General features: G+C 48.3%; 16 protein-coding genes. 9 read left to right on the forward strand and 7 right to left on the reverse strand.

Annotation, left to right across the window (positions count from 1 at the left end):
- Window positions 1-7: 7 nt before the first annotated feature.
- Window positions 8-541, reverse strand: coding sequence for a ribosome biogenesis factor YjgA (gene yjgA / locus B5P39_RS00540; protein ID WP_011625015.1), 534 nt, complete (start codon window positions 539-541; stop codon window positions 8-10).
- A 175-nt stretch (window positions 542-716) separates the two neighbouring features.
- Here yjgA and pmbA point away from each other — a divergent pair, with 175 nt between their 5' ends.
- On the forward strand, window positions 717-2,060 hold the full coding sequence (gene pmbA / locus B5P39_RS00545; protein ID WP_088210057.1) for a metalloprotease PmbA: 1,344 nt from the start codon (window positions 717-719) through the stop codon (window positions 2,058-2,060).
- Window positions 2,061-2,159: 99 nt separating this feature from the next.
- On the opposite strand, the gene B5P39_RS00550 is transcribed toward pmbA, so the two are convergent.
- The gene (locus B5P39_RS00550; RefSeq protein ID WP_176399830.1) at window positions 2,160-4,301 is read right to left on the reverse strand and encodes a TonB-dependent receptor domain-containing protein; all 2,142 of its coding nucleotides are present in this window, start codon (window positions 4,299-4,301) and stop codon (window positions 2,160-2,162) included.
- 182 nt (window positions 4,302-4,483) lie between these two features.
- Entirely contained in the window at window positions 4,484-5,302 is an 819-nt protein-coding gene (locus tag B5P39_RS00555) for a substrate-binding periplasmic protein (RefSeq protein WP_408733583.1), read from the reverse strand.
- A gap of 281 nt (window positions 5,303-5,583) precedes the next feature.
- Here B5P39_RS00555 and B5P39_RS00560 point away from each other — a divergent pair, with 281 nt between their 5' ends.
- The gene (locus B5P39_RS00560; protein ID WP_088210059.1) at window positions 5,584-5,823 is read left to right on the forward strand and encodes a ribosome alternative rescue factor ArfA; all 240 of its coding nucleotides are present in this window, start codon (window positions 5,584-5,586) and stop codon (window positions 5,821-5,823) included.
- Window positions 5,824-6,112: 289 nt separating this feature from the next.
- On the opposite strand, the gene rimO is transcribed toward B5P39_RS00560, so the two are convergent.
- Complete coding sequence (gene rimO, locus B5P39_RS00565) at window positions 6,113-7,555, reverse strand: 30S ribosomal protein S12 methylthiotransferase RimO (RefSeq protein WP_088210060.1); 1,443 nt, start codon at window positions 7,553-7,555, stop codon at window positions 6,113-6,115.
- Window positions 7,556-7,975: 420 nt separating this feature from the next.
- Here rimO and B5P39_RS00570 point away from each other — a divergent pair, with 420 nt between their 5' ends.
- From B5P39_RS00570 to B5P39_RS00580, 3 genes are all read left to right on the forward strand, one after another.
- Window positions 7,976-8,686 (forward strand): oxidative stress defense protein, encoded by a 711-nt coding sequence (locus tag B5P39_RS00570; protein ID WP_088210061.1) that lies wholly within the window; start codon window positions 7,976-7,978, stop codon window positions 8,684-8,686.
- Between the two features lie 270 nt (window positions 8,687-8,956).
- Window positions 8,957-9,748 carry a class I SAM-dependent DNA methyltransferase gene (locus tag B5P39_RS00575; RefSeq protein WP_088210062.1) on the forward strand — a complete coding sequence of 264 codons (792 nt, stop codon included), beginning with the start codon at window positions 8,957-8,959 and terminating at the stop codon, window positions 9,746-9,748.
- 593 nt (window positions 9,749-10,341) lie between these two features.
- Window positions 10,342-11,364, forward strand: coding sequence for a HEPN domain-containing protein (locus B5P39_RS00580; RefSeq protein ID WP_088210063.1), 1,023 nt, complete (start codon window positions 10,342-10,344; stop codon window positions 11,362-11,364).
- Between the two features lie 577 nt (window positions 11,365-11,941).
- On the opposite strand, the gene B5P39_RS00590 is transcribed toward B5P39_RS00580, so the two are convergent.
- A complete protein-coding gene (locus B5P39_RS00590; protein ID WP_088210065.1) occupies window positions 11,942-13,045 on the reverse strand; it encodes a phosphoribosylaminoimidazolesuccinocarboxamide synthase in 1,104 nt (367 codons plus the stop codon).
- Between the two features lie 703 nt (window positions 13,046-13,748).
- On the opposite strand from B5P39_RS00590, the gene B5P39_RS00600 reads away from it, so the two are divergent.
- The 4 genes from B5P39_RS00600 (at window position 13,749) to nrfD (ending at window position 18,575) form a co-directional block, all read left to right on the forward strand.
- Window positions 13,749-14,375 (forward strand): pentapeptide repeat-containing protein, encoded by a 627-nt coding sequence (locus B5P39_RS00600; RefSeq protein ID WP_088210067.1) that lies wholly within the window; start codon window positions 13,749-13,751, stop codon window positions 14,373-14,375.
- Window positions 14,376-14,766: 391 nt separating this feature from the next.
- On the forward strand, window positions 14,767-17,049 hold the full coding sequence (gene phsA, locus B5P39_RS00605; RefSeq protein WP_088210068.1) for a thiosulfate reductase PhsA: 2,283 nt from the start codon (window positions 14,767-14,769) through the stop codon (window positions 17,047-17,049).
- A 12-nt stretch (window positions 17,050-17,061) separates the two neighbouring features.
- Window positions 17,062-17,628, forward strand: coding sequence for a 4Fe-4S dicluster domain-containing protein (locus tag B5P39_RS00610; protein WP_088210069.1), 567 nt, complete (start codon window positions 17,062-17,064; stop codon window positions 17,626-17,628).
- Between the two features lie 2 nt (window positions 17,629-17,630).
- A complete protein-coding gene (gene nrfD / locus B5P39_RS00615; RefSeq protein ID WP_088210070.1) occupies window positions 17,631-18,575 on the forward strand; it encodes an NrfD/PsrC family molybdoenzyme membrane anchor subunit in 945 nt (314 codons plus the stop codon).
- 123 nt (window positions 18,576-18,698) lie between these two features.
- Here the strand turns inward: nrfD and B5P39_RS00620 are convergent, their stop codons facing one another.
- Window positions 18,699-19,442, reverse strand: coding sequence for a sulfite exporter TauE/SafE family protein (locus B5P39_RS00620; RefSeq protein WP_088210071.1), 744 nt, complete (start codon window positions 19,440-19,442; stop codon window positions 18,699-18,701).
- A 108-nt stretch (window positions 19,443-19,550) separates the two neighbouring features.
- Complete coding sequence (metJ, locus tag B5P39_RS00625; protein WP_086902215.1) at window positions 19,551-19,865, reverse strand: met regulon transcriptional regulator MetJ; 315 nt, start codon at window positions 19,863-19,865, stop codon at window positions 19,551-19,553.
- Window positions 19,866-19,944: the final 79 nt, after the last annotated feature.

Raw genomic sequence — 19,944 nt, forward strand, 5'->3', positions numbered from 1 at the left:
TGAATGGTTAGTCTTGGATTTCGCTGCGTAGGTATTTAAACAGCTCTTTTGATGATTTGGACTCAGGGCCTTTTGCCAACTCTTTTGTGGCTTGGCGCACTAAGGTACGCAGCTTCTGTCTGTCCAACTGTGGATAATGTTCCACTAAGGTTTGAATTTCGCTGTCGCCTTGGCTCAGTAAACGCTCACGCATTTTCTCGAACATTTGCAGCTTAGCGGTTTCGTTGTTGTTTTTGTTCAGTACGATAGCGAGCGCGGCTTTAATCGGCTCCACATCGACGTTACGCATCAACTTACCGATATATTGCATATGGCGGCGATAGGCTTCGGTCTTCGGCTTAATCTTATGAGCTTGCTGGATGCTGTCGTATAAGTGCTCGTCCAGCTCGATTTTATCTAGCTGGGTCTTACTGAGCGACACCAATTCCATACCGACTTTTTGAGCAGCTTCGCAGTCACGCTTGTCCTCGGTTTTGCTGACATACTCTTCGTCACTGTCATAGGGTTGTTTAAAATGCTCTGAATCACCAACAATCTTCATATAGATAAAACCTCAGTTAAATAACGGCCTAATAATAACATCTCCCGCCAAAAATCGCCTAACGAAAGCGCGTGCGCCATGGCTGAGAATGACGAAATAAGCGCGCAATAAATAATGAGAATGGCATGGGTGTTTGTTATGCTAACGCCATTGCCGACAACGAAAGAGTAGCTTTGTGTCTTTGAACAGAATCGATAGTGAATTGGCCGCGCTGAAAGATGCGGTTGCCGTGGCCCTCGAATATGCCAATAAATTAGGGACAAATGCCGCCGAAGTGGCGATCAGCAAACAACAGGGATTATCGGTTTCAACCCGCTTAAAAGAAGTGGAAACGGTTGAATTTAATAAAGATGGCGCCCTAGGGATTACGGTTTATCGCGATGGTTGCAAGGGCAGTTCATCGACTTCAGATCTCAGCCCAGAAGCCATTGCCTTGGCAGTGAAAGCGGCGGACGATATCGCCCGTTACACCTCGGCCGACCCCTTTAGCGGTTTAGCCGAGAAAGCTTTAATGGCGACCGAGATCCGCGATCTTAAGCTCTATTATCCTGAAGATATTTCCCCCGACGAATTAGCCCAATTGGCGATTCGCGCAGAAACCGCGGCGCTCGATGCCGACTCGCGCATCAATAACTCCGATGGTGCCAGCGCAAACGCCCACACTTCGGTCAAGGTGTACGGCAATAGCCACGGCTTCTTAAATGGTTATTGCAGCTCGCGCTACAGCTTAAGTTGCAGCGTGATCGGCGAAGACAGTGATGGCAGCATGCAGCGGGATTATGACTACACTATCGCACGTAAATTCAGTGAGATGCTATCTCCAGAGTCCGTGGGCTTGAAAACCGCACAAAAGACAGTGAGCCGTTTAGGCGCGCGCAAAATTGCGACTTCGCGTTTACCTATTCTGCTTTCGCCTGAAATCGCCACAGGGCTTATCGGCCATTTAGTCGGCGCGATCAGCGGTGGCAGCCTGTACCGTAAATCCAGCTTCCTGTTGGATGCGATTCACACCCAAATCTTCCCCGATTGGTTCAATATTGAAGAACAGCCGCATCTGCTGGGCGCACTTGCCAGTGCCAACTACGATAGCGAAGGTGTGGCGACGCAAGATAGACGCATCATCGACCGTGGTATGTTAGAAAGCTATCTGCTGACCAGTTATTCGGCGCGCAAATTAGGCTTAACCAACACAGGCCATGCGGGCGGCATCTACAACTGGACGCTGGCGCACACGGGGCAAAGCTTCGATGAGCTAGTCAAAGGCATGGGCACTGGCTTAATTGTCACAGAAGTGATGGGCCAAGGCGTGAATATGGTGACGGGGGATTATTCCCGCGGCGCCGCCGGTTTTTACGTGGAAAATGGCGAAGTGCAGTTCCCCGTCGAAGAGATCACTATCGCCGGCAACTTGAAGGATATGTTCCGTGGGATTCAGGCGGTCAGTAAAGACTTCGATTTACGTTCGTCTATCCGCACCGGTGGGATCTTATTATCCGAGATGAAAGTCGCGGGTAACTGAATGAGCTTTAAACTAAAGGGCAAATGCTAATGCATTTGCCCTTTTTGATTTAATTGCACCGTGCTAAATAGCGCTGCCACATTTTAGCGGCGGTGCTCATTAGAATTTGTAGCTAGCGCCTAATTCAAATGAGCGACCCGAACCTGCGACTTGGCTAAAGCCACCCGTGCTATCGGCCTTAAATTCGGCAAGGTTGACGCCACCTAGTGGCAGTTCGTAGTAAGTATCAAACAGGTTGTTGATCGCAAAGGTTAAACTCAGCTCTTGCCATTTGATACTGCTGCTTAAATTTAACAGCGAATAACTGTCGGTCTCATTTTCTAAACGGCGATCATCGACCTTCTCCTTAGTCGCTACCCATTGCCATGACATGCGGTTTTCCCAATCGCCCAGTTGATGGCTAAGGGCTAACTCGGTTTGTAGCGGTTTGATTTGATAAAGCGGCTCGTTATCCTCATCGCGCTCGCCACGGGTGATATTCAGCTTACCTTGCATCTGCCATTTACCGCTGTCGGTATCGGCTAATAGGTAGTTCGCACTCAACTTAGCGCCATATAAATTGGCATCTTCGTTGGTGAATTTAAGGATATTGCGTTTACCGTTGGCAAGGCCACTACGGTTAAAGCTGCCAATCACTTCGGCATCAATATAGTCGGTCACTGCGCTATACCAAGCCGTGGTCGAGAATTGCCATTCATCGCCATTAAACTTATAGGCCGCACTCAGGGTGTGCGCCGTTTCGGGCTTTAGATCGGGATTACCCACATAACCGTTGCCGTCGCCATACCAGCCGATCATTGTGGTTGCCATCACGCCTCGGCCCCAGCTGTAACGCTCATACAGGTTTGGCGCGCGGTTTTTACGGGCTAAGCCAAATTCTAATTGTTGTTTGGCCGATAGCTGATAACGCGCTAACAGCGTAGCATCGATAAGGTTATCGTCTCGGCTTCTATCCATAGCATTAAAGGCTTTTGCTGCTTCGGCATCCACATTCGGCATGCCCATCATGGGCATATTGCTGTAAGCCTGCACTTCGCCCGTATCTGTGGTGACATATTCATAACGCACCCCGGCATACAACCACCAGAGTGGCGTGAGGTTTTGCTGCCATTCGCCATAAACTGCGGCGCGGCGGCGTTCACCGTCGTTGATATTGATATAGTCATTGGGGGCCATCATAGTGCCGGGCACCGCTGGCCAAGTATCATCGAGTTGATAGTTATAATATTCCTGACCGACGAGTAGCGTGCTGTCATCACCCATGGGTAAGCGCCAATGCAGTTGGTAGCTGTAATCGCTGCCCTCTGTGTTCATCGGCATCTTGCCGTTTTTTTCTGGGGTGAAGAAGCCCATTTCATGCTTCACACTGTGCCAGTTTAACTGGGCGCTAAATTCACCGTCGTTGTCTAAATCCCGCAGATAGCGGACTAGGGCGCCGTAACTCTTGTTATCCGTCATGTCCATGTATTGATTCGGAAAACCTTGGAACGGGATAGCTTGGTGCGTTAGCTTAAGCGCCAGTTGTTGTGTGTCATCGCGCCATGCCGCCGTTAATGCATGGTTTTGGGCGCGATAGAGGGTATCGAGCACTTTATCGCCGTGACCATCCTGGTAGCTATTGGCATCTTCATAGGCGCCTTGATAGCTGAAACTTAGGTCCTTACTGGCAATCCCAGCCTTAGCGCCGAGTAAGAAGGCATCGCTAGTGCTGCGGTATCCCGATGAAATCTCGCCGCTTTCGAAGCTGAGGTTGTCGCTGTCGATAAATTTAGGATTAAGGCTATTAACCTTAATCACCCCGGCGATATTGTCGCCGCCCGCACTGACGGGGGACACGCCCGCGACCACTTCTATCGAGCTGATTTGATTAGCGGAAACGTAGGAAAGTGGTGGGTTCATTTGGTTAGCACAGGAAGCGGTGATATCAGCGCCATCGACTAGCACTTTAATGCGATCGCCCATCATGCCATTGAGTACGGGCAAGGCGGAAACGCCGCCCGCTTCGGAGAAATCGACGCCTTGGTCTTTCAGCAAAGCATTGGCCGAGCCTAAGGTGTTACGGCCAAGACTCTGCTCGCCATGGACTTGAATACGTTCGATTTGAGTCTGATTTGTCTCGTCGGCTATGGCCTGTGAGGCAACCGAAGCGCCTAATGCTAAGGTCAGCGCGCTGGCGATTGCGGAGCATTTAAAGCCGTGGGGGATAGTTGAAGCGTTTGCAGCCATCGTTTTGTCTTCCATTCACTCGGATAAATTGCGCTGCATTATAAAGATCATCTAAGTGTGACAGGTGCGGCATATTGTCGCAGAGCTTATAAAGATAAAGCTGAAATAGCGGCCTTAAGTGCTAACTAGCGCCAATGTGAAGATAAGCTAGCGCCAAGATAAGGGTAACAAGCGGCGAGGTTTAACGCGTCTTTGGATTAACCGAAGTGATTAAAGTAGATCCGCTGGGTTTCCCCTTCGGCATCCATGGCGGCGAGGGCTTTGGCAAACTCATAGGCCTTCGAATCTTCGGCGAGCCTGTTGGGGCTGTTATCTGGGCTGACGGGTAAGTCTGCTCGGTAGTTAGGGTTATGTTGTCCGCGAAAATGGCGGCTTTTTTTCGAAAACCCCAGATACATGGCCTGAGGCTGCTGGCAGCAATTAGGGTGCAGCTTAAATTGGCTCATATCCCGCTGTTTAAGGTAGTAGCTGATGGTGGCCTGATCGTAGATAAAAAAATCCCCTTGGCTGGCAAGCAGGTAATCTAAGGCCTTAGGCACATCGAGTTCGGGCGGTTTACGTACCGACATGGTCTCGGGGAGGCCGTTAAAGTCGTAGCTGCCGGGGGCGATTAATAGTGTCATCCCACTCTGGGACAACTGCTCTAACGAACTGATATTGGCGGCTCCCGCACGGCTAATGCCGATGGCGCGCTCCGACAGGCCATTAGGGATAAAATAGGCAAATTGGGCGCGCTCTTCACTAAAACTCAGGCCTGGATAAAAGTCGATATTACCGAGTTTTAGATCCCGCAAAATCCGCATCTTAGGCGCACGCGTGATCCTGAGTTTGCAACCAATCCGTTCGGCGGCGGCTTGATAGATGTCGTGGTAAAAGCCTTGGTTATTTGGGTCGTGCTCGATAAAGGGAAGGCGCTCACTGGTGCGATACCCCATGGTAATGATGCACTCAGAGCTTGAAAAAGCCTGCGCGAGACTGGGGAAGAAGCTGAGTAACAAGAAAACGAGGCTAAGCAAAGGCCTATAAATAACTGCAAACTGCAAAATGATCTCCTTATCCCGTGATTACAAAGGGTAATCTTGCCGCCAATGGGCGAGCTAAAAGTACAACTAAGGCGAAGGCTTGTTAGCCTAATGTATTATTTTTATTGAATTAATCTATCATACTTTTTGATAATAAAAAGAGAGATTCTTTGCACTACTGCACAAACTCTGTACATCCTGTCATATTGCGCTATAGTGTCGCCGCAGGTCGGGTGAGGTGCATTTGGCCTGTAAATATTAACTGAGGAGTTCCTATGGCAAAGCTTAAAGAGACTAGTGTGCTCGAACATGAAAATGGTCGCGGCACTATTACCGACAACGCACTCAAGGCAGTGGTGACTAGCTCACTGTTTAGAATGCGAACCGAAAAGCCGAAAAAGGGCAAAGGATCTTATAACCGTAAAGCAGCAAACCGAAAGGGGTATCAGCACAGGGGCGATACCCCTTTCGACTTTATGGGGCTTGCCTCCCTGGCCCTAATGTTGAAGCTTTAACTTTGCTCGCCTTGTAACTTGTTTCTCCCTTAGCTCTGCTCGATTTCTCCTTGATTCTTATCCTGTAAACCTCTTAAAGCACCATTCCTGAGCCTATTCCTCGACTTATCCGCTCTGCCATTTACAGCCTATATCCTTCAATGCCTATCACTATGCCGGTAACGATTACCCATAAAAAAGCGAGCCCTTGACTATTAGTATTAATATCAAGGGCTCGCTATTTATGTTTTTAATCCGGCTAATTGACTGCTGAGGGCAAGCGCTTAAGTAGCACGCTTAAGTTGAGTGCTTAAGCCTCGATATCCTCTTCTGCATCGGCGTCGACTAACTCGGCCCACAGATCGTGCTCGTCCGAGTGAGTGATCACAGCGCGGACTAACATGCCGGGTTCGAGTTCGGTTTCACCGTTGATAAAGACCATGCCGTCGATTTCTGGAGCATCGGCGAAGCTGCGGCCAATCGCACCTTCTTCGTCAACGTCATCGATCAGAATATCCATAGTGCGGCCAACGAAACGAGCTAAACGCTCGGCGCTGATCTCGGCTTGGACTTCCATAAATCTGTGGTATCTGTCTTCCTTCACTTCTTCGCTGATAAGTTCAGCTATGGTGTTGGCGACTGCGCCTTCCACTTCTGAGTACTTGAAGCAGCCTACGCGGTCGAGGCGCGCTTCACGCAGGAAGTCGAGCAACATTTCGAAGTCTTCTTCGGTTTCGCCAGGGAAGCCCACGATAAAGGTTGAGCGGATCACCAAGTCTGGGCAGATTTCGCGCCAGCGTTGAATCGCTTCTAACTGACGGTCAACACGGCCTGGACGCTTCATCATCTTCAGGATGCGAGGGCTGGCGTGCTGCATTGGAATGTCTAGGTAAGGCAGGATTAAACCTTCGGCCATCAAGGGGATCAGATCGTCAACCCATGGGTATGGGTAGATGTAGTGTAAACGTACCCAAGCGCCCATCTTGCCCAATTGGCGGGCAAGGCTAGTGATGTCTTGCTTCACAGGCATACCGTTCCAGAAATCGGTGCGGCCGCCCTTGTCTTTACCGTAGGCAGAGGTGTCTTGGCTAACGACTAAAATCTCTTGTACGCCCGATTCAACTAAGCGTTTCGCTTCGTCTAATACGCTACCCGCTGGGCGGCTATCTAAATCGCCACGCAGTGCTGGGATGATGCAGAAGGTACAACGGTTATCACAACCTTCTGAAATCTTTAAATAAGCATAATGCTTAGGCGTTAACTTAACCCCAGTTTGTGGGATTAACGAGGTAAATGGGTTGTGCGCTGGTTTTGGCACGTACTTGTGTACATGCTTTAACACGGCTTCGTAGCTGTGTGGACCCGTGATTTCGAGCACGTCTGGGTGCACTTCACGGATTTGGTTTTCCTTGGCGCCTAAACAGCCAGTCACGATCACTTTGCCGTTTTCTTCTAGGGCTTCGCGCACCGCATCTAAGGATTCTTCAACCGCCGCATCGATAAAGCCACAGGTGTTGACGATAACCAGATCGGCATTGTCATAGCTGTTGGTGACTTCATAGCCGTCGATGCGTAATTGGGTCAGAATGCGCTCTGAGTCCACTAGGTTTTTTGGGCAACCCAAAGACACGAAACCGATGCGATTCCCGGTAGCACTTTCGGCATTAGCTAAGTCAGCACTCGCTGCTTCTAATGTCTTGGCTGGGGTCTCAAGCGTGGTTGTTTGCTTAGGATTAAAAGTTTCAACTGTCATGGTGTCTCGCTGATGCTGATAAAAGAGCGCCGTAAAAAGAGCGCGGATTATACCTGAAGTGATTAAAAGGTACAGTGTCTTTGGGTGAAAAGTGTACAGCCAAGAGGGCGTTTCTACCAGTTGTGGCGCGGTTGAGTCCGCTGCTCTGTTATCCCGCCGCATTTCATCTTGGGTGAATGGCTTTAAGGATTGAATGACGCAGTGCACTGCCGCTCGCCGCTGATTTAAAAAATTTTCAAAAAAATTAACCCTTTTTATTTTTGCCCGCGTTTATAGGGGTAGTTTGCATGATGCGTGGCTATCGTAACGGACGACAAATCGGGCTGTTACATATTGGTACAGTGAGTCGTACTTTTAGCCGATAGCCGCCGCGTCAGAACCACGGCAGTCTCGCCTTAAATGATTTAGTTGGAGTTAACAATGAAGCATTCTCTTTTAGCTGTATTAGTGGCTGGTGGTCTTTTTTCAGGTGTATTTACTGCGAAGGCAATGGCCGCCGACGTGGATTTTCCCCATATCGAAACCATGGGGGTGAGCCAAATTCAGGTGGAGCCGGATATGGCTGAGCTTAATGTCGAAGTGGCCGTTACCGAGAAAGAGGCTAAGGCTGCCAAGGATAATTCGGATGCCGCAGTGGCGAAGTTTATCGCCCGTTTAACCGCCGCGGGCATTACCAAGGAGCAAATCCAAAGCGCTAACTTAAATCTGCAACCGCAATATGTGTATGCCCAGGATAAGGCGCCCGAGCTGAGTGGTTATACCGCGAGTCGCCAAATCACAGTCACTATTCGCGATTTAGCCCGCTTAAATACCATTTTGGACTCCGCCTTAGAGGAGGGGATTAACAGGGTCAACAATATCGCCCTTAAGTCGAGCAAAGAGGCCGAGTATGTGGCCAAGGCGCGCCAAGCGGCCATTGTCGATGCTAAACAAAAAGCCGAAAGCTTAGCCAAGGGATTTGGGGAGAACCTAGGTAAGGTGTGGCAAATTCGTTATTACGATCAACGCCCAGTGCAACCCGTGATGTTACGTATGAATGCCAAGGCCGATGCCATGGGCGCCGCCGAAAGTTATCAATATGGCCAAGTCACTATCGAAGATAGAGTCGAAGTGGTTTATAAACTCAAATAAAACCGCGATATGGGTATGACTCTCTATCGCAATGGGCTGCTCAACTGGGCAGCCCATTTTTATATGCTTGGCCGTAAAGGCATATTCCACTTAGCGAACCGAATTGAAGAAAACACCTGTCCCATCTTTTATCCTAGTTTGCTGTTTTATTAAATAAAATGGATTCTCGCGTTTTGTACTCGACTCTAGGGCGGAATTGCGTGTATCGGTTCTTAGCCAACTGATATATCATGCGCCACCCTTAATTGCCTATGGCTCCTGTTTGCCGCTATGTCTTCTAACGCGCTTTATACCGATCTCTCCGGTTATTACGATCTCATGTGCTCCGATATCAACTATCAACAACAGAGTGCGAGTATCCATCGATTGCATCAGTTCTTAGGGAATAATGGCAAGCAACACCTCGATCTAGCCTGTGGCACTGGCCCGCATGTGCGGCATTTTATCGATCTAGGCTATCAGTGTCGTGGTCTGGATATTAATCAACCCATGCTCGATATGGCCATGCACCGGTGCCCTGAGGCGCAGTTTAATCTACAGGATATGACCGCCTTTTATCTCGAGCAGCCAGTCGATTTAATTACCTGTTTTTTATATTCCATTCATTACAGTGCGGGCATCGAGCGGCTAAAGAGTTGTATTGCCAGCGTGCACCGCGCCCTGAATGACGGGGGGATATTTTGTTTTAACTCGGTTGATAAGCACCGCATCGATAACCGCTTATCGATTAAGCATTTTGCCGAGTTTGAGGGGCACCATTTTGCCTTTGAATCTGGCTGGCATTACAGTGGTCAAGGCGAAAATCAGTCATTAAATCTGAGTATTGCAAAGAGTCAGCAGCCTTTTACTCAACAGGTTGATTTCGAAGCAGATGCCGATACATCTGCGCATCAGACTGAGTTATGGCAAGACCAACATACTATGGTCGCGACCAGTTTTGCGGAGCTGCAAGCGTTACTCGCACCATATTTTGAAGTGCATATCTTTGAACACGATTATGAAAAAATCGTCCCATGGGATTTAAGCTCGGGTAATGCGCTGTTTGTCTGTGTGAAGATTTAACCTTAGGTTGAAGGTAGCAACTGGGCGGTTAGCTTTGGCGGCTCTGATTTACACCCATATCCATCTTTGCCTTTCACAATTTTCCTGTGAATAACTGTAGTCATTGCGGCCTAACGGCCGAGGTGAATCAAAGTCGTGGGGCTTCACCCCCTAATTTTTAATCAAGAGTCGACCAAGGAGGACTGCTCGTCCTATCCTCCTTGTCTATTGTTTTCACATCAGCCAAGACGCCCCTAGCGAAGTTACATGCATTGATTAGTGGCTTCGTGCTTATTCGAAAATCGCTAACGCTTCCGATGGTACATCCTGTACCCCGAAAGCTACGCAGACGTCCTGTCTGCGTCACGCGCTATCCTTTTAATAAAGAGTCTTCAACGCCTTTCAGCAACTTCGCAGGGGAGGTGAACTTCTGTTACTTCTGTGTTGGTTGTTAATCCCAAAAGAGTTATGCCTGTCCCATCTTGTTCCTTTCGCATCTTTTCCAAAGTGACATTATGACTGTAAGCAAATACACTAATGCAGTAATTAAACGTAATCTAATAAGTTTTTATAGACTATAAAATTTATGACATCAATTAAAAAAAGGAATGCTAATGGGTGGTAATAATAAAATTGCAGGAGATTGGCTTTTTATTTTTCCAGTCAACAACCTAGACTTAACAGATTCAATAGGACATGAATTTAAAATTGGAAACGTCACTTTTATAACCGCTGAGAAATTTTATAGAGCAAAAACAAAATTTGGTGTTAAGTTAAAGAAAGAAAATTTAACATCAAATTATTTAACCAAGGAAATTGTTGAAAAAGAAAAGTGTATTTTGGCTGTAATAAGGCAAAACGGTTTTTTAGATGAGGCTAGATCGCTTGCAGAAAAAGAAGTTAAGGATAAACTTTTTATTTTAATAGCGTCTCAGCTTTCATACGTAAGCAAATCATCACAATCGAGACCTGATTTATCACACAATCACTTTTATTCAACACAACACGTAACCATAAAGCTCAATGGAGAAAACAGTTTTGGCGGCGGTTTCAAGTCTGAAGGCACCTTGTTTCCATTAAGACTTGATTCAGACTGGGTAAGGTACCATCGTTCCTTTTACTTTTTTAAAGCTATAAAGCTTTTCGGAAAATGCAGTAAAGATATGAATGATTGGGAAAAAACATTATACCGCTCATTTATTTTCGCAGGAAAAAGCATAGCCGAAAATGATATTAGGCAAGCATTCATATATAGAATGACTGCACTAGAGTGTATTTTAACATCAGGTGGTAAGAATCATAAAGAGTCTTTGATTGACACGTTTAGAGCTCTAATAGGGTGGCATGAATACTGGGAAGATTCTAAGTTAAGTTCAAAAATAGAAAGTTTATACCGTGATAGAAACCAATATATTCATGATGGAAATAGTGAAAGCATAACTTTAGAACACCTTAAAATAACAGAAATGTTACTTCACAATCTATATAATAATATATTTAGTAATTTAAAATATTTTAATTCGAAGGCCAGTCTTAAAGAACTGATAGAAATTCAAAATGCTCTCGAAAGGCTAAATCTTCACTCAGATAAGTTTAAATATTTGCCTAAAGGTCTTAAATTCACTAGAAAAATTTAAATATCTATCTCTACAAATGGCAACAAGTTAATCAGGCCACCCAAGATAAAACAAGAACATAATGCACTTTCTTTTAGCATTCAAGTGACGAAATGGTAAAGATGGGACATGCATATTATTTTCAGTAAACCGCAGACAACACCAAAGCCTCAGAAGTACACCTTCCCCTGCGAAGTTGCCGCGGGGCGTTGGAATAAATTGCGTGAGTCCGGTCATGGATGACCGGCTAGCTTTCGCAGGTGCAGGGACGCATCCTTCGGAAGCGATAGCAATTTATCCATAAGACCAAGGCTAGTAACCAATGCATGTAACTTCGCTAGGGGCGGCAAGGGAGATCCAAGAGGGAATTGCTGTTGATCCCCTCTTGGTCGGGTGTGGGTTGAAGACCCACGACTTTGATTTTGATTTTAAAAACAGCAAACGAAGTTTGGATTATCTATTGCTTTGCTTGCTCAGCTCTAATGCGAAGTATTCTTATATGACCAATATGAATACAATTTTGTGCAAACAAAAAAGGCGCCTAAGCGCCTTTTCTACAGTTTAGTGATGGGCAAACCACCAAAAACCTATGATTTGATTAAACAATCAGATCATACTCTTCACGTAGGATCTTGATGATATCTGCCTTAGGATTCGCTGGCAGCGGGATTGCCGCGCCAGTCACCTTCTCGGCGATGCCGGTGTAAGTGCGTGACACATTCATCATGGCCTCTAATGGCAGGGCATTATCGCGGGCGAGGGCTTCGCGCTCTGGCATTCTATCTTTGTTGAGCAGAATATCCGGATCGGGGAAGTGGTTCAGTAGGAACTGACGGAAGCCTTCCTTAGAGTTTTCAAGGATTTTACCATCGCGGTAAGCGGCGCCGTCCCAAATGCGGGATGAGTCTGGGGTGCCCACTTCATCCATATAGATCAGTTTTGAGTTGCCGTTTTTATCGGTCACATAACCAAACTCGAACTTGGTATCCACAAACACTTGGTCAAGGTCGGCTAGCGCCTTTGAGATCACCTTAAAGCCATCTTTTAACAGCTTCTCGTACAGGTCGATATCTTCTACCTTTTCAAAACCAAAGGCTTGGTAGTTGGCTTCGATATCACTGCGGCTGATGTTCACATCGTCCTGCGCGGGTACACCGGGAATTCCGGTTAAGATACCTTTGGTCGAAGGGGTGATCAGCAAATCTGGCAGCTTTTGATCTTTTTCTAAGCCTTCTGGCAGTGTGATACCGCAGAATACGCGCTCGCCCTTAGAGTAGGCGCGCCACATTGAGCCAGTAATGTATTGGCGGCAAATGGCTTCGACTTTAATCGGACGGGCTTTTTGGACTATCCAAACGAAGGGATGCGGAATATCTAAAATGTGGCTGTCGGCTAAACCGTTTTCGGCAAATAACTTAAACCAATGATTAGAAATGGCATTTAATGCCGCGCCTTTACCTGGAATGCCTTTTAATCCGCCTTCACCGTGGAAGATGCAGTCGAAGGCTGAGATACGGTCGCTAATCACCATAATGGCAAGCGGCGTATCTTCGGGCACATTGTAGCCCTTGGTTTGAATTAAACGGCGGCTGTCGGCGTCGGTTAGCCAGTAAACGCTACGTACCTTGCCGCTATGGACTGGGCTGTCGGTGCGGATGGGTAAATCGTTGTTTACGGCTAATACGGAATCAGCAAGACTCATGACGAGTATTCCTTTGGATAGAGAGTGTAGGGACGAGTTTTTTATTCGTTGCGGTGTGCATAAGCCGTAATTGCTTTGCCACCTTTTTATTATTGACCAATAGCTTATCGCTCAGTGCGCACAAGAGATTGGTGAGGTTAAAACGTAAAGCGAATAGGATATTTTCGGGCGATAGGCAGGAGAGAGAAGGTCGGGATAAGGGGTAAAAATAGCACGCAGAGCAAGGTTGGCGCCAGAAGGAATCTGGTCTGTTCAAGCGGGGGAACCCCGTGCCATTTTGCTCGAAAAGGCTAACCATTAATCCGAGAGAACCTTGTTAGACAGCCGCGAAAAGTGGCGCCATTTTACCTTTATTCGCAAAATTTTCCACGGCTATTTATGCACATCTGTGCGGCGTGTCGGTGTAAATTTGGGCTGGGATCAATGTGGCAGCAGAAAATACTTCCCATAAAACCCGAGCCGAGGAATCGCGAAGCTTGAGTTTAAAGTGTGACTCGCTAAGCCTCAGAATGGTATTAATCCCAATATAGGCATGCAGTTAGCTCTGTAAATCGGGGTAATATAGGTGGTCTGAATAAAGCGAGTGGCTAAGCACCTATACCGCGTGGCCTTTTGCGTTAACGCCCATTTTTTGTGAATTGAAAAACACAGTTTGCCCATCAGCCCTTAGCCTAGGTAGAGATGACACAGATAGAGGTAGTCAATGACAGATGTAAAAACGCCGATGATGGCGCGCGCCGCCTCCGAGGGGCGATATTTTTTCTCAAAGCAATTTATCGCCTTAGCCGAGAGCCAAACCCTGTGGCAGGATCTGGAGTTTGAAGAGTGTGAATTCCACGATTGCCAATTTAGCGACAGCACATTCCGTAACTGCAAGTTTATCGATTGCCGTTTTGTGGGCTGTAATTTAAGCCTGCTCAAGGTGCCCTTAAGCCAATTTAACGGCGTGAGTTTTGAAGAATGTAAGTTGGTGGGCATAGATTGGACTCGCGCCGCTTGGCCGAGATTATCCTTTGCGGCGCCTTTTAGTTTTATAACCTGCATCTTAAACGATTGCTCTTTTATGGGGCTTAAGCTCGATGAAATGGTGCTCGAGGGCTGTAAGGCGCAGGATGTGGATTTCCGTGAGGGCAAGTTTAATCGCGCCAACTTTAGTTACAGCGATTTTCGCCACAGCTTATTCGGCCGCACCGAGTTGATGGAGGCGGATTTCTCCGAGGCGACCGATTACGATATCGATATTTTTAACAATAAAATTAAAGGCGCTAAGTTTAGCCGTGACGAAGCGATTCGTTTACTCAATGGCTTAGAGATCACTTTGGTCGATTAAGCCGCCATTTTACCGAGCTTGTTTTGGTCAGTTTTTAGATTTTTTTAGCCTGTTTTTTATCTCAAAATGTTGGCGAGTGGTTCCTCAAAGGGCTCGCCAATTCTATTGATCCTATTCACGAATTTTTAGATCATTTTTAACTTTTAGTTGCCGCAGATCACACTCAACTTGCCTATGTGGTTTACCACAATATCCGCTTACCCCTTTAGGGATAACAATCACTCTGGAACAGCAAAATGCCGGCGTGCCCAAGGGTATTGGTGCAAGTGCATTGGCGTAAATAACTAAAAACCTGTGAGCGAATTTAGCCTTTAACCGCAGCGGTGACAAAAGCCTAAGTTTGCGTGTGCCAAGCGGCACATTAGGGTGGATGAGTGTGATGGAGGTAACCATGATTGAGCTTAATAGGCGAACCTTTTTAAAGGGCGCAGGGGCCAGCGGTGCAACGTGCGCCTTGGCTAGCTTGTTGCCAGGCAGCTTAGCGGCGTTAGAGAGCAAGCAGCTAAAAGGAATGGGCAAAGACATTGCCAGTATCTGTGAGATGTGTTCGACCCGTTGCCCGATTTCGGCGCGGGTGATTGAAGGCAAAAACGTCTTTATCAGCGGTAATAAGGCGGCTAAATCCTTTGGCGGTAAAGTCTGTGCCCGGGGGGGCGCTGGCCATAGTTTACTTTACGATCCGCAGCGGATTGTGAAGCCACTCAAACGGGTGGGTGAGCGTGGCGAGGGCAAGTGGGCCGAGATCTCTTGGGATGAAGCCTATCAACTGATTGCCGATAATCTCAATAAAATCAAGAAAGCTCATGGCCCTGAAGCCGTGGCGTTTTCCTCTAAATCCGGTTCGCAAGAAAAACACCTATTCCATCTCGCCACCGCCTTTGGCAGCCCGAATACCTTTACCCATGCATCTACTTGCCCCGGTGGTTATGAGATTGCCGCTAAGGCCATGTTTGGCACTAAGGTGAAGCGCGATTTAAGCAACTCCAAATACATCATTAACTTCGGCCATAACCTGTACGAAGGCATCAACATGTCCGAAACCCGCGGCATGATGGCGGCGCAAATGGATAAAGGCGCCAAGCTGGTGGTGTTCGAGCCAAGATTCTCCATCGTCGCCGATAAGGCCGATGAATGGTATGCGATCCGCCCCGGCACCGATGTGGCTGTGGCTTTAGCGCTTTGCCATGTATTGATTGAAGATAATCTCTACGACAAGGCCTTTATCGAGCGTTATGTGGAAGGGTTTGATGCCTTCGCCGCCGAAGTGAAAGCCTACACCCCTGAGTGGGCCGAAACCGTTTCCGATGTGCCCGCCAAAGATATTCGCCGTATCGCCCACGAATATGCGGCCAAGGCGCCCCATGCTGTGGTGGATTTTGGTCACAGAGCCACCTTTACCACCGAAGAGTTTGAAATGCGCCGCGCCTTGTACGCTGCCAATATCTTGATTGGCAATATCGAGCGTAAGGGCGGTATCTACCTAGGTCAAAAGCCTGGCGATTATAACAAGCTCGCGGGTGAAGATGTGTCACCTGTGCTGGGTAAACCCGGCGTGAAAGATATGCCAAAACCAGCGGCAAAACGTATCGACCAAGTGGAAGAGCAGTACGCCATGATGTGGTCATCGGGCGGGGTCTACCAAACCATCCTCGATGCGACCTTAAGTGCCGTACCCTATCAATTACATGGCTGGGTGATGTCCCGCACCAACCCCATGCAAACCATGACCGACAGGGCGCGTGTGGTTGAGGCCTTGAAAAAGCTCGACTTTGTTGCCGTGTGCGATGTCTATATCAGCGAAACCGCCGCCTATGCCGACGTGATTTTACCTGAATCGACTTACCTTGAGCGCGATGAGGAAATCGCCGATAAGTCGGGTAAAAATCCAGCCTACTATGTGCGCCAACGCGTGGTGGAAACCCTAGGCGACACTAAGCCCTCATGGCAAATCTTTAAGGATATTGGCCATAAGCTAGGGCTAAGTGAATTCTACCCTTGGGACAATATGGAAACCCTGCAACTGCTGCAGGTAAACCGTGACACAGACCTGCTGCGCCGCATTAAGGACGAAGGTTTTGTTAGCTTCGGTAAGCCCATTATGCTGCGCGAGCCTAAAATGGTGGCCGAATTTACTAAGGCCTACGCCAATGCCAAACCCGTGGATGAAGACGGCACCTACGGCAGTTTACTCAGCTTTAAAACCCCAAGCGGCAAGATTGAATTGACCTCAGCCAAGGTCGAAGCCATGGCGCCAGGACGCGGGGTGATTAAGTTCCGTGAAGTGCATTTGAAGAAAGCCGACGAGCTGTACTTTATCCAAGGCAAGGTCGCCGTGCATACCAATGGCGCGACTCACAATATCCCCATGCTGGCTAACCTGATGTCGGATAACGCCATTTGGGTGCATCCCGTTACGGCGGGCAAGTTAGGGATCAGCAATGGTGACCCGATTCGGTTAACCAGCAGTGTGGGCAGCGAAGAAGGCCATGCCTTAGTCACCCCGGGCATTCGTCCCGATACCGTGTTTGCCTATATGGGCTTTGGCTCTAAAAACAAAGAGTTGGTTAGAGCGACTGGTAAAGGTATCCACTGCGGAAACTTACTGCCCCATCAAACAGCCCCTGTGTGTGGCATGAATATTCATACGACAGGCGTCACGCTGGCAAAACGCTAATTGGAGGCTCAAATGACGAAAAGATATGTGATGGTGCACGATGAGAACAAGTGCATCGGCTGCCAAGCCTGTAACGTGGCCTGTCGCAGTGAAAACGGCGTCCCCGAGGGCGTGACTCGCTTGCAAGTGCGCGTAGAGGGGCCTTTCGGTGAGATGCCACACCTGCACTTTAAGTATCACAGGGTGTCGTGTCAGCAATGTGAAGATGCGCCCTGTGTGAAGGTGTGTCCAACGGGCGCTGCCTACGTGGGCGAGGACGGCATTGTCTCTATCCATGGCGATAAGTGTGTGGGTTGTATGTACTGCGTGGCGGCGTGTCCCTACAAGGTACGTTTTATGAACCCAGAAACCAAAGTGGCAGACAAGTGTAACTTCTGTAAGGACACGCGTTTGGCCCGGGGTGAAGAGCCCGCCTGTGTGACTGTGTGTCCGACCGATGCCTTAGTCTTTGGCGATGCCAACGATCCACAGAGTGAGGTCGCGATGCTACTCAACACTAAGATCACTTACCAAGATAAGACCCATTTAGGCACCAAGCCTAGGGTATATCGCGTTCCTACCAAAAGAGGGGGGATTTGATTATGAACAATACTTGGGGCGATATGGCGCAATATGATCCCGTCACTTGGCATTGGATCATCGCCGTGTATCTGTTTATGGCGGGTTTATCCGCCGGAAGTTTGCTGATTGGCATTGGTTTGCGTTGGTTTAATAAGGAACAAGCGCAGGGGGAGACGAGTATTCTCAAGGCCGCCGCCATTATTGGCCCAGTGGCCATTTGCCTAGGCTTGGCCTGTTTAGTGTTTGATTTAACTAAGCCTTTCCACTTCTGGCTGATTTTAATCAACTATAACTTCCAGTCCGTTATGGCGATTGGGGTATTAGCGCTACTGGCTTACTCACCCTTGGCATTTGCCTACGCAATTCTTGTGCTGCGTGACGAACTGCCAAAGTGGGGCTTAGGTTTTTTAGTGCCTATCGCTAAGCTGCTGATGCCCTTTAGAAAGCTGATTGAAGTGCTGCTGTTTATCCTCGCGATTGGTGTAGGCGCTTACACAGGCTTCTTAATTTCGGCCATGAATGCCTATCCGATGCTGAACACTGCGGTATTGCCGGCGCTGTTCTTAGTCTCTGGTTTATCGGCGGGCGCTGCTGCCAATGCGGTGCTGGCGCTGGTGATGTTCAAGACCGATAGCCACGACAAGACCTTAGCCAAAATGCATGGCTTAGAGCTGCCAGTGATGGCCATCGAAATCATGTTCCTGTTTATGCTGTTCTGCGCCTTGTACTTTAAGGGCGGTGCGGCTGCTGCGGCGCTGGCATCACTCACCTCTGGCGTGTGGGCGAGCGTATTCTGGATTGGCGTGGTTGGGGTTGGTTTTGGTATTCCATTGCTGTTTATGCTGTTGCCTGCCGCGACTCGCCACAGCAAGGGGGCGATGATCATGGTGGCCTGCGCCAGCTTAACCGGCGTGCTCGCGCTGAGACACTTTATTGTGTATGCGGGACAAAGCTATCTAAGTTAGTGCTCTGGTGAACTGCAATCTCGATGGGATAAGTCACACATCCCCTGCAAGCAAAAAGCACCGATTATCGGTGCTTTTTTATGGCGGCAATTGGCAGCGATTGGAAGGGGATTATTGCGGTAATTATTGCGGCAATAGCTCAATCACTGATTTCACGGTGAGCACTAAGGCGCTGATAGCGCAGAGGGCTAAGGTTGCCATCTTGGTCTTATGCTTATCCACATTCCCCACCAGTTTACCCGCCACTAAATAGCCTAAAAAGACCGAGGGCAGCAGCATCAGGGATAACCATAAATGCTTGATTTCGAGCAGGCCCGTCACCCCAAGGATGACCAGCGCTATGGTTGAGCTGAAGATAAAGAAGGCTGAGAGTGCGGCGCGAAATTTTGAGGCATCCTTACCCGCTAACAAAATCGCCATCGGTGGGCCACCAATGGCGGCAATATTACCAAAGATCCCCGATACCACGCCCGCGCCAAACAGAGTCGCTTTATTCACTGGCAGGCTGAATTTATACAGGCTCAGTACCACGGCGACCGCCACAATGCCAGCAATCGCCAGACCAAGAATCGGCTGTGGCGCAAACAGCAACAGGCTGGCACCGATAAAACCTCCGGGCACACGACCAATCAGTGCATATTGCAACCCGTTGAATTCTAAATGGCCGCGCTCTCGCAACAGAGTGAGAAGGGCGATAGAAAAGCCCATCACAATCACGGGGGCGGGCACTAATTCGGGGTCGACAATATACAGCAGCGGACTCGCCACCACGGCAAGACCAAAGCCAATCAGACTCTGGGTGAGGGCACCTAAAAACACAATCACAGACGCAATGGCGAGCGTTTGTGGATCTATCAAGGAGAACATAGGATTCCATCAAAAACAAAATAGGGATCGTTACTCTAACCCATCAGGCAAGATGAGTATTAACGATCCCTAATAATTAGTTACGGCAGGATTATGGACGCCTGAGCGTTATTCCATATCTTCCCACTCGATCCCCATTTCGTCCATCAACCGTTTCGCTTCGGCGGGAATGCTGTCTGGGCTATCTTTCGACAGATCGGCATCATCAGGCAGAGGCTGGCCGGTGTAGGCATGCAAAAATGCTTCACACAAGAGTTCGCTATTGGTGGCGTGGCGCAGGTTGTTCACCTGACGACGGGTACGTTCATCCGTGAGGACTTTTAGCACTTTGAGCGGAATAGACACAGTAATTTTCTTTACTTGTTCATTCTTCTTGCCATGTTCAGCATAGGGGCTGATGTATTCCCCATTCCATTCAGTCATTGACTCACCTGTTATAACGCTAAATTCGGGGCAGATTTTAAACCCTTACAGATAACAGTCAAATTATTGCTACTATTTC

The sequence above is a fragment of the Shewanella sp. Shew256 genome (assembly GCF_002196695.1).
In the GTDB taxonomy this organism is placed as follows: Bacteria; Pseudomonadota; Gammaproteobacteria; order Enterobacterales; family Shewanellaceae; genus Shewanella; species Shewanella mangrovisoli.